This is a genomic window from Streptomyces sp., from assembly GCF_019510245.1.
Classification (GTDB): domain Bacteria; phylum Actinomycetota; class Actinomycetes; order Streptomycetales; family Streptomycetaceae; genus Streptomyces.
Genome location: NZ_JAEKKT010000516.1, coordinates 1 through 1,593 on the forward strand (window position 1 = coordinate 1; position 1,593 = coordinate 1,593).

The 1,593-nt window shown below is 67.5% G+C and carries 2 protein-coding genes and 2 pseudogenes; 2 read left to right on the forward strand and 2 right to left on the reverse strand.

Features of this window, described 5'->3' with window-relative positions; all coding sequences use genetic code 11:
• Positions 1–191 (forward strand): annotated as a pseudogene (locus tag JF597_RS54885) (MarR family transcriptional regulator); the annotation flags it as partial.
• 159 nt (positions 192–350) lie between these two features.
• On the opposite strand, the gene JF597_RS54890 reads toward JF597_RS54885, so the two are convergent.
• Positions 351–920: a TetR family transcriptional regulator gene (locus tag JF597_RS54890; protein ID WP_294014691.1), complete on the reverse strand. Its 570-nt coding sequence runs from the start codon at positions 918–920 to the stop codon at positions 351–353.
• Positions 921–1,006: 86 nt separating this feature from the next.
• Between JF597_RS54890 and JF597_RS54895 the strand changes: the two genes are divergently transcribed.
• Positions 1,007–1,432, forward strand: a complete 426-nt coding sequence (locus JF597_RS54895) for a nuclear transport factor 2 family protein (protein ID WP_294014693.1) — start codon at positions 1,007–1,009, stop codon at positions 1,430–1,432.
• 12 nt (positions 1,433–1,444) lie between these two features.
• On the opposite strand, the pseudogene JF597_RS54900 reads toward JF597_RS54895, so the two are convergent.
• Positions 1,445–1,593: pseudogene (locus JF597_RS54900) on the reverse strand (alpha/beta hydrolase); the annotation flags it as partial.

Below are 1,593 nucleotides of genomic sequence, written 5' to 3' on the forward strand. Positions count from 1 at the left end.
GCATCATCGCCATCGCCCCCGCCTACGCCGCACCGATCGGAGAATGGCTTTCTGGCAGCGCCTCTGCCTGGGAACGTGTCATGCGAGGTCTCGACCCCGCGGAACGCGCCACAGTCATCACTGCCCTGCACGCCTACGAGGCCGCCTTGGAGCAGGCGGGCGACCAGCATCGGAACGCGCAGCTGCGTTAGGGGGCCGAGATTGTCTCAACGAACCCAGTCCCCGCGTCTCGCCTAATCCAGTCCACGCAGGTCAGCTCAGGGACGGACGACTAACTTCGTTGAGACAGGACAGGCGTCACTTTGGGGATGGAAACCTCCTCCACGCACCGGACATCGGCGGCGTCACGGTCACTCCGGCTGCGGTCCCACCAAGGCCTTGATGGCCGGCCGGAGCAACTCGGCGATGCGATCGGCAGGGGCCTCACGCAGCGCCGCCAGGCCGAGGAGTTGATGGCCGATGGTGACGCCCAGCAGCGCGGTGACCACCAGCGCGGCACGCAGTTCGGGATCCTCGTCGGCGGGCAGGGCGGCACCGACGCCGGCGATCTGCCGACCGAGAGCGACACGGATCTGATCGGCTGCCGCCTGGTCGGTGAGCATGGACCGCATCATCGCCAGCGTGCCCTCGGGAAGACCGCCGAGCTTGAGGCCGAGCGACGCCAGCAACTGCTCCACGAGCGCCTCGGCGTCAGTGGCCGTCAGCGGCGCGGGGAGCGCCTGCACGGCCTGGCTGAACAGCTCCCGTTTCGAGCCGAAGTACTGCATGACCAGAGCCGGATCCACGCTCGCCGCGGCCGCCACGGCACGGATGGTGGTGCGCTCGAATCCCTTCTCGGCAAACAGCTCGCGCGCACGGTCGAGGATGCGCTCTTCGGTCGCTCGGCGACGGTCGGCACGGGACTCGCGAGGAGTGGACACCGATTCACTCTACAATCGTTGACCGAACTCTTGACCGCATCTTACGCTGGCTGGGTCAACAAGTGTTGAGCGAAGGGACGAGTCCCGTGTCGCATCTGCAGCCACCTGCTGTTCGCACTCCTCGCGAGGTGCTGACCTGCTACTACCAGGCCATGCTCGACAAGTCCCCGGACGATCTCGCCGATCTCTACGCCACGGACGCGGTGCACGAGTTCCCGTTCACCTCTCCCGGCTTCCCCTCGCGCTTCGAGGGGCGCGAGGCAGTGCGCGCGGGATACCGGGCGGCCTGGGGCGCCGGCCCCGCCCAGGTGCAGGAGGTCAGGAGAATCGCCGCCTACGAGACCGCCGATCCGGAAGTGATCATCGCCGAGCATGTCGTGAGGGGAACGTTGACCACCAAGGCCACCACGTTCACCGTCCCGGGCCTCCTGATACTCCACGTCCGCGACGGACTGATCACACGAGTCCGCGACTACATGGACGCCTCAGGAATCGCCGCCGCCAGAGGGTGAGTGACGGGACGGTCACCTCAGGGCGTCGCGCAACGCGGTGGCCATCAGATCGATGGCTTCCTTTCCGGACGGCACCGGGCCGGTGTGGGTGAAGTAGTGGTCGACGCCTTCGAAGACGCGGTGGGTGACCGGGACGCCGGCGGCCTCCAGGGCCTTGGCGT